General features: G+C 70.6%; 13 protein-coding genes. 11 read left to right on the top strand and 2 right to left on the bottom strand.

Translation table 11 applies throughout. The features are described 5' to 3' along the window. Positions 1-46 precede the first annotated feature (46 nt). From CGL27_RS07085 to CGL27_RS07055, 6 genes are all read left to right on the top strand, one after another. Positions 47-472 (top strand): heme-binding protein, encoded by a 426-nt coding sequence (locus CGL27_RS07085; protein WP_119985341.1) that lies wholly within the window; start codon positions 47-49, stop codon positions 470-472. 53 nt (positions 473-525) lie between these two features. After that, the gene (locus CGL27_RS07080) at positions 526-1350 is read left to right on the top strand and encodes an aldo/keto reductase (RefSeq protein ID WP_078645364.1); all 825 of its coding nucleotides are present in this window, start codon (positions 526-528) and stop codon (positions 1348-1350) included. A gap of 135 nt (positions 1351-1485) precedes the next feature. Beyond that, positions 1486-2502: a TIGR03571 family LLM class oxidoreductase gene (locus CGL27_RS07075; RefSeq protein ID WP_119985339.1), complete on the top strand. Its 1017-nt coding sequence runs from the start codon at positions 1486-1488 to the stop codon at positions 2500-2502. A gap of 23 nt (positions 2503-2525) precedes the next feature. Further along, positions 2526-3530, top strand: coding sequence for a zinc-binding dehydrogenase (locus tag CGL27_RS51575; protein WP_240450953.1), 1005 nt, complete (start codon positions 2526-2528; stop codon positions 3528-3530). 652 nt (positions 3531-4182) lie between these two features. Then, positions 4183-5043, top strand: coding sequence for a transketolase (locus CGL27_RS07060; RefSeq protein WP_119985337.1), 861 nt, complete (start codon positions 4183-4185; stop codon positions 5041-5043). After that, a complete protein-coding gene (locus tag CGL27_RS07055; RefSeq protein ID WP_119985335.1) occupies positions 5040-6035 on the top strand; it encodes a transketolase C-terminal domain-containing protein in 996 nt (331 codons plus the stop codon). The genes CGL27_RS07060 and CGL27_RS07055 overlap by 4 nt, the downstream gene beginning before the upstream one ends. A gap of 76 nt (positions 6036-6111) precedes the next feature. Here the strand turns inward: CGL27_RS07055 and CGL27_RS07050 are convergent, their stop codons facing one another. Together CGL27_RS07050 and CGL27_RS07045 are read right to left on the bottom strand one after the other, a co-directional pair. Further along, complete coding sequence (locus CGL27_RS07050) at positions 6112-6903, bottom strand: IclR family transcriptional regulator (protein ID WP_119985334.1); 792 nt, start codon at positions 6901-6903, stop codon at positions 6112-6114. Between the two features lie 40 nt (positions 6904-6943). Next, positions 6944-7468 carry an ATP-binding protein gene (locus CGL27_RS07045; RefSeq protein WP_119985332.1) on the bottom strand — a complete coding sequence of 175 codons (525 nt, stop codon included), beginning with the start codon at positions 7466-7468 and terminating at the stop codon, positions 6944-6946. A 421-nt stretch (positions 7469-7889) separates the two neighbouring features. Here CGL27_RS07045 and CGL27_RS07040 point away from each other — a divergent pair, with 421 nt between their 5' ends. The 5 genes from CGL27_RS07040 to eda are packed head-to-tail and all read left to right on the top strand — an operon-like array spanning position 7890 to position 12442. Further along, positions 7890-8945 (top strand): substrate-binding domain-containing protein, encoded by a 1056-nt coding sequence (locus tag CGL27_RS07040; protein ID WP_119985330.1) that lies wholly within the window; start codon positions 7890-7892, stop codon positions 8943-8945. A gap of 54 nt (positions 8946-8999) precedes the next feature. Beyond that, a complete protein-coding gene (locus CGL27_RS07035; RefSeq protein WP_203348580.1) occupies positions 9000-10037 on the top strand; it encodes an ABC transporter permease in 1038 nt (345 codons plus the stop codon). Continuing rightward, entirely contained in the window at positions 10034-10849 is an 816-nt protein-coding gene (locus CGL27_RS07030) for an ATP-binding cassette domain-containing protein (RefSeq protein ID WP_119985328.1), read from the top strand. Before CGL27_RS07035 ends, CGL27_RS07030 begins: the two co-directional genes overlap by 4 nt. 40 nt (positions 10850-10889) lie before the next feature. Continuing rightward, positions 10890-11801: an MBL fold metallo-hydrolase gene (locus tag CGL27_RS07025; protein ID WP_119985326.1), complete on the top strand. Its 912-nt coding sequence runs from the start codon at positions 10890-10892 to the stop codon at positions 11799-11801. Further along, the gene (gene eda, locus CGL27_RS07020; RefSeq protein WP_078645378.1) at positions 11798-12442 is read left to right on the top strand and encodes a bifunctional 4-hydroxy-2-oxoglutarate aldolase/2-dehydro-3-deoxy-phosphogluconate aldolase; all 645 of its coding nucleotides are present in this window, start codon (positions 11798-11800) and stop codon (positions 12440-12442) included. Before CGL27_RS07025 ends, eda begins: the two co-directional genes overlap by 4 nt. Positions 12443-12498: the final 56 nt, after the last annotated feature.

Here is a 12498-nt window from a genome sequence, read left to right as displayed (position 1 = left end):
ACCCGTCACCGAACAGCACCACCACCGTCAAGGAGACCCACCCGCCATGAGCACCACCGAGACCGCCGTCGCCCCGCTGACCACTCAGGACGCCGAGGCCCTCCTCCAGGCCGCCCGCGCCGCCGCCGAGGCGGCCGGGGTGACGGCCGCGATCAGCGTCCTCGACGCCGGTGGCCACCTCCTGGCCTTCCGGCGCGACGACCGGGCCGTACTGATCGCGGGGGAGACCAGCACCCGCAAGGCGTTCACCGCGCTCCAGCTCAACGCCCCCACCGCGGACCTGGTCGACGCGGTCCAGCCCGGAGGCGTCTTCCACACCCTGCCCACCGCCCTCGACCGCCCGCTGCTGTTCCTCGCCGGTGGTGTCCCGGTCCACCGCGACGGCCGGCTGGTCGGCGCGATCGGCGTGGGCGGCGGCGCGCCCGAGCAGGACCACGGGATCGCCACCACCGCGCTCGCGACGCTCGGCTGACCCCGAACCACACCACATACCCGCAAGCACAAGCGCGAACCGAGAAGGACACCATGACTTCCGTACCCAACCTCACCCTCCACACCGGCCTCGAGATCCCGCAACTGGGCTTCGGCGTCTTCCAGGTGGAGGACGCGCAGACCACCGACGCGGTGCTCTCCGCCATCGAGGCCGGCTACCGCAGCATCGACACCGCGGCCATCTACGGCAACGAGGCCGGGGTCGGCCGTGCCCTGGCCACCTCCGGCGTCCCCCGCGAGGAGCTGTTCCTCACCACCAAGCTGTGGAACGCCGACCAGGGATACGACTCCACCCTCGCGGCCTTCGACGCCAGCGTGGCCAAGCTGGGCACCGACTATGTGGACCTCTACCTGATCCACTGGCCCACCCCCGCCCGCGACCTGTACCTGGACACGTGGCGCGCCCTGGAGAAGCTGCTGGCCGACGGCCGTACCCGCGCCATCGGCGTGTCCAACTTCCAGCCCGCCCATCTGCGGCGGCTGCTGGACCACAGCGGTGTGGTCCCGGTCATCAACCAGGTCGAGCTGCACCCCTACCTCCAGCAGGGCGAGCTGCGCGACTTCCACGCCCAGCACAAGATCGCCACCGAGGCGTGGAGCCCGCTCGCCCAGGGCGCCCTTCTCCAGGACCCCGCCCTCGCCGGGATAGCGCAGCGGCACGGCAAGACGCCCGCCCAGGTGGTCCTGCGCTGGCATCTGCAGCTGGGGAACGTCGTGATCCCCAAGTCCGTGACCCCCGCCCGCATCCGGGAGAACATCGACGTCTTCGACTTCACCCTCACCGCCGAGGACATCGAGGCGATCAACGCTCTCGACCGTGGTCAGCGCACCGGGCCCGACCCCGACACCCTCAACTGATCCGACGCCACTCCTCTCGATCGCGCCGCTGTGGCCGTGCTCATCAGCCGGCCGCGGCGGCGCGGCCCGTTCCCGCCCCTGATTCCCTCCCTCCTCACCCCCCGTTTCCCCTCTCCTGGAAGCCGTCTTCGCGTCATGCCCACTGCCCTGAGCCGCCTGACACACCCCCACGGCGGACGCCTCACCCTCGGCCTGGAACTCCCCCTGGACAACGACTGGGGACAGTCCCGGCTGGCCACCGACCGGAAGGCCGGCCGCCCCTTCGGTGTGCCGTCCCTCGACGCGCACGCCCAACTCGCCCGCCTCGCCGACCAGTCCGGATTCGCCGCCCTGTGGGTCCGCGACGTCCCGCTGTACGACCCGGTGCACTTCGGCGACGCCGGGTCGGTGTTCGAAACCTTCACCCACCTGGGCCACCTCGCGGCGATCACCGAACGCGCCGTCCTCGGCACCGCGGCCGTCGTCCTGCCACTGCGCCGGCCACTCCTGGTCGCCAAGGCGGCCGCGACCGTCGACGTGCTGTCCGGCGGGCGCTTCATCCTCGGCCTGGCCAGCGGTGACCGTCCCGTCGAATACCCGCTCTTCGACGTCGAGTTCACCACCCGCGCCGAAACCTTCCGCAACGGCGTCGAGGTGCTGCGCACCGCCTGGTCCACCCCGCCGCCCGGCCAGGGGCTGGAACTGCCACGCCTCGGCCTCACCGCCGACCGGCAACTCGACGTGCTGCCCAAACCCACCGCCGGGACCATCCCGATCGCGGTCGCGGGCAACGCCCAGCAGAGCCCGGAGTGGATCGCCGAACACGTCGACGCGAGCCTCAACTACCCCCGCGACCTCGGAGCGCTCCGCCTGAAGACGGAGAAGTGGCGGCGGCTGACCGCCGACCACCCCAAGCCCTATCTGACCCCCATGATGCTCGACCTCCTGCCCGACCCCGCGGCCCCCGCCACCGCCATCCGGCTCGGACTCCGTACCGGCCGGGACGGCCTCGTGGAACACCTGGAGAAGATGTCCGCCCTGGGCGTCGCGCATGTCTCGTTCAACCTGCGACCGGGCGACCGCCCCATCGAAGACGTACTGGCCGAACTCACCGACCACGTACTGCCGCGTTTCCCCTCACCGGTCGTCGCCGAGAGGCCCGCGGCGGGGTAGTCGCGGCGCCGACCGAGGCCAAGCTGAAACTGGCACGGGACTTCGGCGCCGACGAGACGGTGGTCATGGACCGCCACGACGCCTCGGCCTCCCGCGGCGCGCTGCGCACGCTGGCGCCCGACGGCTTCGACACCGTTGTGGACGCGACCGGCGCCCTCGCCGTGATCGAGCAGTGCCTGCCGCTCACCCGCGATGGCGGGACCGTGTTCCTCTACGGCATGGCCGGGGAGGAAGAACGTATCGAACTCTCCCCGCACGAGATCTTCAGCCGGGAGCTGACCGTCCGCGGATCCTTCACCCAGGCGTTCAGCTTCGATCGCGCGCCGCGGGTCCTGCGCGCGGGCCGGGTGCGCACCGACGGCATGATCACCCATCGGTTCGGGCTGGACTCCTACGGCGCCGCCCTCGACGCCGTCCGGGACGACCGCGGCTGCGTCAAGGCGGTCATCCACCCTGACCCCGGATGTATGCGTATTGGCCCCTACAGGACGCGGCCGACCTCGGCGGGCGAGGTCGGCCGCGTTCCATGGGGCGTTCCGGGCAGATGCTGTCCGCGGCCGCCGGTGGTCAGCAGGTGCGGTGGTCAGAAGGTGCCGTCGATCGTGATGCCCCCGTCGACGCGGAGGGTGGCAGGTGGCACCGTGCACGAAGGAGGCGTCGGGGGAGAGGAGGAAGGCGATGGAGGTGGCGATCTCGGCGGGCTCGGCCAGCCGCCGCATCGGGGTGCGCCGCACCAGCGCCTCCCGGTCGAGCGCTCCCGACTCCAGGCCACTGCGCACCATCTCGGTGGCCACGTATCCCGGTGCCACGGCGTTGACCCGGATGCCGGCCGGGCCCCACTCGGCCGCCAGGGTCCGGGTGAGGCCCAGCACTCCGCTCTTGGCGGTGGCGTAGCCGAGTCGGCCGGGGAGCCCGAAAGTCGACCCGACGGAACCGATGTTGACCACACTGGCCCGGCCGCTGCGGGCCAGCAGCGGGTAGGCTCCGCGCGCGAGTGCATCGCGCCGGTGAGATGGACCGCGAGCTGATGGGCCCACTGCCGGCTGTCGAAGTCCCGGGCCGCCTGCCGGAAGATCACCCCCGCGCCGTTGACCAGCCCGTCGAGCCCACCGGCCCGCGTCGCGATGTCATCGAACATCGCGGTGACACTGGCTTCGTCGGTGACATCGACGGCGACGGCCAGGTGCCCGCCTGCCACCGGGGATGCCACGTCGAGCGCCGTGACCTGGTCCTGGGCGGCGTCGCTCTTGAGGTCGGCGACGACGACACGCCAGCCGCGTTCGGCGAGGACCCGGGCCGTGGCGGCCCCGATCCCCTGTGCGGCGCCGGTGATGAGAACGGTGGGGTAAGCCATGGGACTTCTCCGTGGTGGATTCGGCGAACCGGGCATCGCGGTGGCCCGGTGTGGCGGAGCGGACCTGAAGCCGGCGGATGTCCGGGGCCCGCGGTTCCTTCTCGGTCACGGGCGTGGGGCGGTCGGGGAGGGTCATCGCATCTCCTTGGCTCGGGCGAAAGCCCACCTCGATGGTGGTGTGACGGCTACCACCGTGACATTCTCATAGCATGGACGTCATGTCCGGTGAGTGGTAACTTCCGATGTCGATGGTGGCGCGGGCCGGATATGGCCGTGTCACCGATCGGGCTCACCGACTGGGGCTCACCGACTGGGAGAGACACCGAATGACTGCACAGACGCCGGCCGAGCCGGCGGACAGTGAACTGATCAAGCGCATCGAGGAGCGGGCCCTGTTCGCCCGCCTGGAAACTGTGCGGCTGATCTCGATCGCCAAGACCGGCCACTACGCGTCCGGATTCTCCTGCGCGGAGATCCTGGCCACCCTCTACTACGGGGTGATGCGGCTGCGGCGCGGTGAACCGGACTGGCCCGACCGTGACCGTTTCCTCTTCGGCAAGGGCCATGCGGCGGCCACGCTGTATCCGCTGCTGGCCGACTGGGACTTCTTCGAGGCGGCCGAACTCGACGAGTACACCCGCCTGGGGAACGCCTTCGGCGACCACCCGGACATGACCCGCATCCCCGGGATCGACTTCAGCTCCGGGTCGCTCGGCCACGCCCTGTCCACCGGGACCGGCATGGCGCTGGGCGGCCGTCTCCAGCGGCGCCCGTACACCACGTTCGTCCTGCTCGGCGACGGAGAGCTGCACGAGGGACAGGTCTGGGAAGCGGCCCTGGGCGCCGCACACCACCGGCTGGGACGGCTGGTTGCCATCGTCGACCGCAACGACCACTCACTCGACGGCCGCATCGACGGCGTGACCGGGATCGAGCCACTGCTGGACAAGTGGCGGGCGTTCGGATGGCAGACGCACGAGGTCGACGGACACGACGTCCCGGCCCTGCTGACCCTGCTGCGCTCGCTCGCCCAGGACACCGGCCGCGACCGTCCGGCCGTGGTCGTGGCCAACACCGTCAAGGGAAAGGGGATCTCCTACATGGAGTCCGAGTTCGGATGGCATCTCGGCTGGCTGGCCGAGCGGGACGAGGCCAACGCCCTGGCCGAACTGCGGGGGACACGGTGAGCGTCGCACCCGGTCTGCAGCCGGAATCCTGGCATCTGCTGAGCCTGCTGGAACAGGCTCCGGGCCTTCAGGCCCTCGGCGACACCCTCGCCGACCTCGCCGACGAGGGCCACCCCGTCGTCGTCGGCACCGCCGACCTGAAGTACTCCAACGGACTGGTGCGCTTCCAGGACCGCCACCCGGACAAATACCTCCAGTTCGGGATCTCCGAGCAGCACATGGTGTCCACCGCGGCGGGCCTGGCCACCACCGGCCTGCGCCCCTACGTCGCCACCTTCGCGTCCTTCATGGCACTGCTGGCCTGCGAACAGATCCGCACCGACGTCGCCTACACCCGCCAGCCCGTCCGGCTGATCGGCCACCACGCGGGCATCACTCTGGGCTTCTACGGGACCTCCCACCACGCGACCGAGGACCTGGCCATCACCCGGAGCATCGCCGGGCTCACCGTGATCGCACCGGCCGACACCGCGGCCCTGGCCGCGGCGCTGCGCGCCTCGGTGGACCACCCGGGCCCGGTCTACTTCCGTATCGGCCGCGGCCGGGACCCGGACGTCTACCCGGTCGGCACCACCCTGGAGATCGGAAAGGTCATCGAGCACGGCACCGGAAGCGACCTCACCCTCATCGCCACCGGCTCCATGGTCCACCCCGCCCTGGAGGCCGCGGCGGCACTCACCGCGGACGGGTACAGCGTCGGGGTGCTCGACATGCACACCGTCAAACCACTGGACGAGACGGCGGTACTCAAGGCCGCGCGAGGTTCCCGGCTGCTGATGACGGTGGAGGAACACAATGTGCTCGGCGGCCTCGGCGGCGCCGTGGCCGAGCTGATCAGCGAACACGGCATACCGGTCCGGCTGCACCGCCACGGGATCCGCGACCAGTACAGCCTCATCGGCCCGCCCACACATCTGTACCGGCACTACCGGCTGGACGCCGCCGGAGTCGAGACAGAAGCCCGCGATCTGCTGCACGCCAGGACCCGCTGACCCCGCAACGGCCGATCCTCCGCGTGATCCACCCGCCCCGGCGCAAAGGCCGGGGCGGGCATGCGGCTCTGCCGGATCAGCCGAAGTCGGCGACGGCCCCGGCCACCGCCTTCCAGCCCAGCGCCCGCGAAACCTCCTGGCCGGCCTCGACCAACCGCTCACGCAGACCAGCCGCCTCCGCGCCGAGGATCGCCTCCCGGACCCCGCTGATGGACAGCGCGGCACGCACCTGCCCCCGGTAGTCCAGGATCGGCACGCCGAGCGCGGCCACACCGATGGTCACGTCCTGATCGCTGACCGAGATTCCGGTGCCGAGGGTCTCCTCCAGCACCGGCACCAACGCGTCCGCCGTGACCGGGGTGGACGGGGTGAACCGCTCCAAGACCCCCTGCTCAAAGTAGTCCGGCCAGGTGGAGCGGTCCTGGAAAGCCAGCAGGACACGCGAGGCCGCCCCCGCGTGCAGCGGCAGCGCACCACCGAGCTTCAGGGCGAGGGACTGAACCCGCCGCCCGTCCAGCCGCTCGATGCACACCGCCTCACGCCCGCGCCGGACGCACAGGTACACCGTCTCGCCGGTCTCGTCATGGAGCCGCTCCATCACCGGCTGCGCGAAGCGCCGCTCATCGAACCGCTCCACCACGGCGGTGCCGAGGCTGAGCAGATGGAAGCCCAGACGGAAGGTGCCGCGCCGGCTGCCACCCTCCACCATGTCGAGGTGCTGGAGGCTCGACAGCAGCCGGTAGACCGAGCTACGGGGCTCACCCAGCTCCTCGGCGAGCTGGGCGGCCGTCGCCTCTCCTCGCGCCGCGAGCAGATCGAGGACCTCAACGGACTTACGGACGAGAGCCAGACCACCATCATGCGCCACGCGGCCAAAGATATCACTCAGCGGACAAATGGTCTACTGGTCAGTAATCGACGGGGGAGGTGGTGCGGGGTGCCGGGATCCGGTCGTCGCGCACGCGGCGCCGGAACCAGATGACCTTTCCGGTCGTGGTGACGCGGGCGCCGAAGGCGTCGGCGAGCGCGGCGACGAGGAACAGTCCGCGGCCGTTCTCGGCGTCGGGGTCGCTGTGGCGCAGCCGGGGCGCCTCCTGGCAGCCGTCCCCGACCTCGCAGATCACGCAGCATCCGCGGCGCAGCCGCAGCCGCAGCCACACGGGGCCGGTGGCGTGCTCGATCGCATTGGTCACCAGCTCGTCCACCATGAGGACGATGTCGTCGGCGGTGGTGTCGGGCACCCCCCAGCCGCGCAGCGCGCCGGTGGTGGCGTGGCGGGCCCGGCCCACGGCGGCCGGTTCGGTGGCCAGTCGTAGGGCCAGCTCCTGCGGGGTGGGGTGGATATCGGGTGAGCCCGTCCGCCGACGCGGCTGTGGGCCGTTGGGGGGTGAGGGGGGCACGGTGGCGACCGCCCCTGCTGGGTTCACTGTCATTTCCGTGCTCCTTCCCGGGCTCCTTGTGGTCCGGAAGGGTTCGTGGCCAGCCCGTCATGGAGGGCTTCACCTCTCCAGCGTCGCAGCGATTTCTATCACAGTCAAGATCATTCGAATAAATTTCCACACCCCTGCCACTACCCCGGAATCAAGGGGTGCGGAACGTGTCGATCATGTGTCGTAGAAATTTCTTCGAGATGCATTGACAGGTCTCGAAACCTCTGCGACGTTGTGGATCGAGCCGCTGAACACGTCGAACCGGCCCTCCCCAGCCCGATCAGGGCGAACCTCGGCCCGATCAGGGCGCAGCCGACAGATGAACGCGTCGGCACCTGCAGTCCCCCGCTGGAGCGCGAACCGGCACCCCGCGGGCGGCGAACTCCCCCCAGCCACCCCCCGCACGTCGAGAAAAGGCAATCTCATGGCACATCGGGTCAAGCTGCGCCACAGAGCGCTCGCGGTCTCGTCCGCGGGAATCGGTCTCACCCTGCTGCTCACCTCATGCGGGAACGGCATCAGCGGCCAGGGCGACGACAAGCCGATCGTCGGGCTCGTCACCAAGACCGACGACAATCCGTTCTACGTGAAGATGCGCGAAGGCGCTCAGAAGAAGGCCCGCGAACTCGGCGTGGATCTGAGGACCTTCGCCGGCAAGGGCCAGGCCGACAACGACTCCCAGGTCAAGGCCATCGAGAACCTGGTGGCCGCGGGCGCGAAGGGCATTCTGATCACCCCGGCCGACTCCGGCGCGATCATCCCCGCCATCGACCGGGCCCGGAAGGCCGGCGTCATGGTCATCGCCCTGGACTCGCCGACGGAGCCGGCGTCCGCCGTGGACGCCACCTTCGCCACCGACAACCGGCTCGCCGGCCGGATGATCGGCAAGTGGGCCAAGGGGCGAATGGCGGGGCAACGGCCGCGGATCGCTCTGCTGGACCTCAGCTCGGAGCAGGTCAAGGTGGACATCCTGCGTAACCAGGGCTTCCTGGAGGGCTTTGGAATCGATGTCCGCGATCCGAAGCGGATCGGCGACGAGCGCGACTCCCGGATCGTCGGTCGTGAGGTGACCGGCGCGAACGAGGAGGGCGGACGCGACGCCATGGAGAAGCTGCTGCAGAAGAACGGGTCCATCAACCTCGTCTACACCATCAACGAACCCGCCGCCGCCGGTGCTTACCAGGCGATCAAGGCGGCCGGAAAGCAGAAGGACATCACCATCGTGTCCATCGACGGCGGCTGTCCCGGCGTCAAGAACGTGGCCTCCGGCGCCATCGGTGCGACGTCGATGCAGTTCCCCGGGAAGATGGCCGCCGAGGGCGTCGCCGCCGCGGCCGCGCACGCCAAGGACGGCGACAAGCCCTCCGCCTCCTCCGGACACGGCTTCACCAACACCGGAGTCTCCCTCATCACGGACACCCCCGTATCCGGTCTGGAATCGAAGAAGTCGGACTGGGGCCTGCGCCACTGCTGGGGCTAGCCCCGGCAGGCATCCGACACACCCACCCTTCCGCACCGATTCCAGGAGTTGACCGTGGCCCACGACACCGTCCCCCAACACGCCACAGACCCACCCACCACGCGGCCGGAGCAACGCGGACCGCTCGCCCGCGGACAGGCGGCCCTGCACACCAAGCCGCTGCTCGGCCCGCTCGTCGTCCTCCTCCTCGCTTCGCTGTTCTTCAGCGTGTGGGTGGGGTCCCGGTTCAGCGATCCGCTCAACATCTCGCTGATCGTCCAGCAGGTGCAGATCATCGGCATGGTCGGCATCGCACAGACGCTGATCGTGCTGACCGCGGGCATCGATCTGTCGGTCGGCGCCATCACCGTGCTCGCCTCCGTGGTGATGGGCAAGGCGGCGGTGGACCAGGGTCTGCCCGTGCCACTGGCCCTGTTGCTCGGCGTCGTCATCGGCGGTGTCTGCGGCGGGCTCAACGGCGTGCTGGTCACCCGGTTCCGCATTCCGCCGTTCATCGCCACGCTCGGCACCCTCAGCGTCTTCTCGGCCCTGACCCTCTTCTACTCGCGGAGCGAGACGATCCGGGCTCAGGACGTGCCGCCCCTGCTGAGCTGGCCGGGCCGCTCCATCGACGTCCTGGGCACCGATGTGACCTACAGCTCGCTGCTGATGATCGGCTGTTTCGCCGCCGTGGCCTATCTGCTGCGGGGCACCGCGTGGGGCGCCCATCTGCACGCGGTGGGAGACAACCGCGAAGGGGCCCGCCTCAGCGGGATCCGCACCGGCCGGGTGCTGCTCAGCGTGTATGTCGTGGCCGGGCTGATCTGCGGTCTCGCCGCGTGGTTCCTCATCGGACGGATCGGCTCGGTCAGCCCGCAGGCCGGCGAGAACCTCAACCTCCAGTCCATCACCGCCGTCGTCATCGGCGGCACCAGCCTCTTCGGCGGCCGTGGCCACGTCCTCGGCACCCTCCTCGGGTCCCTCATCGTGGGCGTGTTCAGCAGTGGGCTCGCCCTGTCCGGAGTGGACGCCCTGTGGCAGGTCTTCACCGTCGGTGTCCTGGTGATCGTGGCCGTCGCCGCCGACCAGTGGATCCGGAAGGTGGCGGCATGAAGCCCGGGAACACCAGCACCGATGTGCTCGCCCTGGAGGCGCGCGGCCTGGTCAAGCGCTACGGACACGTCACCGCCCTCGGCGGGGCCGATGTCGAGCTGCGCGCCGGCGAGGTCCTCGCCGTCATCGGCGACAACGGCGCCGGCAAGTCGACGCTCATCAAGTGCCTCTCCGGGGCGGAGGTCCCCGATGCCGGAGAGATCCGCCTCTTCGGGGAGCGGGCGCGGTTCCGCAACCCGCTGGACGCGCGGGATCATGGACTGGAGACCGTCTACCAGAATCTGGCCGTGGCTCCCTCCCGGGACATCCCCGCCAACCTCTTCCTGGGTCGTGAGCGCCGCAGGTCCGGCCCGCTCGGCAGCGTCTTCCGCCTGCTGGACAAGAAGGGGATGCGGGAGGAGACCCGGAAACTGCTCACCTCCCTCGGGCTGCTGACCATCCAGAATTTCTCCCAGCCGGTGGAAACGCTCTCCGGCGGGCAGCGCCAGGGCGTCGCGGTCGCACGCGCCGCCTGCTTCGGCAGCCGGGTGATCATCATGGACGAGCCGACGGCGGCGCTCGGAGTGCGGGAGTCGCAGCGGGTGCTCGACCTCATCCGCGAAATCCGCGACCGGGGTGTGCCGGTCATCCTGATCAGCCACGACATGCCCCATGTCTTCGACGTCGCCGACCGCATCCATGTTCAGCGGCTGGGCCGGCGTGTCGCCCTGGTGCGCACCTCCGACATCTCGATGCCCGACGCCGTCGCGCTGATGACCGGAGCGCTGGACCCGGCGGAGCTCGACGGCAGATCCCCCGCGGGCAACCCATGACCGCGCACAGCGACCACACCCTTACGTATCGGGAGCACGCATGAACGTCATCCGGCCCGCCGTGCGCCGTGTCTCCGGCACCCCCCTCACCGGCACCTTCGCCGCCCCCGAGGAGGCCGGGCCCGACGAGGTGACGCTGTGGTGGCTCGGCCAGGCCGGATTCGCCCTGCGCCACCACGGCAGGCTGATCCTGATCGACCCGTACCTCTCGGACACCCTCGCCGAGAAGCACCGCGGCACGCTCTTCCCGCACCGCCGGATGCACCCCGTCCCGGTGGCGCCGGAGGCCATCCGCGGGGTCGACGCGGTGCTGTGCACCCACGGACACACGGACCACATGGACCCGGGCACCATCCGCGCCCTGCTCCCGCACAACGATCCGCGCTTCGTCGTCCCGCGCGCCGAGCGGGAACGGGCCCTGGAGCGTGGCGTTCCGGCGAGCCGCCTGACCGGCACCACCGCGGGCGAGCGCGTGGAACTGGGGGACGGCATCACCGTCGAACCGGTCCCCGCCGCCCATGAACGGCTCGAACAGGACGAGAGGGGAGACCACCGCTTCCTCGGATACGTGCTCACGGTCGGCGCTGTCCGCGTCTACCACTCCGGCGACTGCGTCCCCTACGACGGACAGGCCGAACTGCTCCGCACACTCCGCGCCGATGTGGCGCTGCTGCCCGTCAACGGGCGCGACCGCCACCGCACCGACAACGGCGTCCCCGGCAACTTCACCGTCCGGGAAGCGGCCGAGCTGTGCGAGGCGGCCGGGATCCCGCAGCTGCTCTGCCACCACTTCGGTCTGTTCGACTTCAACACCGTCGACCCCGAGGACGCCCGCGACGAACTGCGGCGCCGTGTCACGCGCCACGCCACGCCACTGTCCTGGACCGTGCCGCGGGTGGGCGACGCCTACGTTCTCACCCCGGGCGACACCACCGCGAAAGAGGACCGATGAACCCCAGCGAACTCCTCGGCGAACTGCGCCGCGTCCGGGTCGTCCCGGTCGTCACCCTGCCCCACGTACGCCACGCCGACCCGCTCGGCGAGACACTGCTCGGAGCGGGGCTGCCGGTCGCCGAGATCACCTTCCGCAGCCCGGCCGCCCGGGACGGGATCGCCACGCTGCGCGCCCGCCACCCCGGGCTGCTGGTCGGCGCCGGTACGGTCCTGGACCGCGCGACCGCGGACCACGCCATCGACGCGGGAGCCCAGTTCGTGGTCGCGCCCGGCTTCAGCCCGGACGTCGTGGACCACTGCCTGGAGCGGGAGATCCCCGTCGTCCCCGGCATCAACAGCCCCACCGGCATCGAGGCAGCCCTGGCCAGGGGACTGCCCCTGGTGAAGTACTTCCCGGCCGAGGCGTCGGGCGGACTGCGGCTGCTGGACGCCATGGCGGCTCCGTACGACGGGATGGCGTTCATGCCCACGGGCGGCCTGACACCGGACAACCTCCCCGACTATCTGAGCCGACCGCACGTGGCCGCCTGCGGCGGCACCTGGATCGCCAGTACGGCGCTGCTGGCCGAGGGCGACTACGAGGCCATCGGGCGCAACGCCCGCCGCGCGGTCGAGATCGCGGCCGAGGCCACCCCTTAAAGCCACACTCCGCCGCGCCCCCTCGAAGCGCGCGGAATGGAACACCCACCCACCAC

The organism is Streptomyces sp. 11-1-2, assembly GCF_003595545.1.
Taxonomy (GTDB): Bacteria; Actinomycetota; Actinomycetes; order Streptomycetales; family Streptomycetaceae; genus Streptomyces; species Streptomyces hygroscopicus_B.
The sequence above is the reverse complement of the archived record's forward strand: the minus strand, read 5'-3'. Positions and strand labels throughout refer to the sequence as shown.